Raw genomic sequence first — 265 nt, 5'->3', positions numbered from 1 at the left:
CCATTGAAGGGGGCCATGCAGTATTCGACCCCGCCGATTTCAAGCTTCATATCGGATATGAGCGGCACCGCATACCACTTTACTCCAAGGTCCGCCATCGCTGGCCAGTCTGGGTGCCCAATTTCAACTTCAGGCTTGGCGTCTGCCGGCAGCTCGAACCATTTGGGCTCTTTTCCGGCTTCGCCGATCACCACTGGCAGCAGGTCGACATCACCGCCCGCCCCTTGCCATCCGAGCGCCTCACATTGTGCGGTAAATGCAAGAG

The 265-nt window shown here is 58.5% G+C and carries 1 protein-coding gene; it reads right to left on the bottom strand.

What is annotated here, in order from left to right; genetic code table 11:
* Window positions 1-265: nitric oxide synthase oxygenase (locus tag R0J87_RS21340; protein ID WP_498888798.1), on the bottom strand; the 265-nt coding region annotated here is incomplete at both ends.

Source organism: Halomonas sp. SIMBA_159, assembly GCF_046536035.1.
Taxonomy (GTDB): Bacteria; Pseudomonadota; Gammaproteobacteria; order Pseudomonadales; family Halomonadaceae; genus Vreelandella; species Vreelandella venusta_A.
This window is presented reverse-complemented; position numbering and strand designations above follow the sequence as displayed.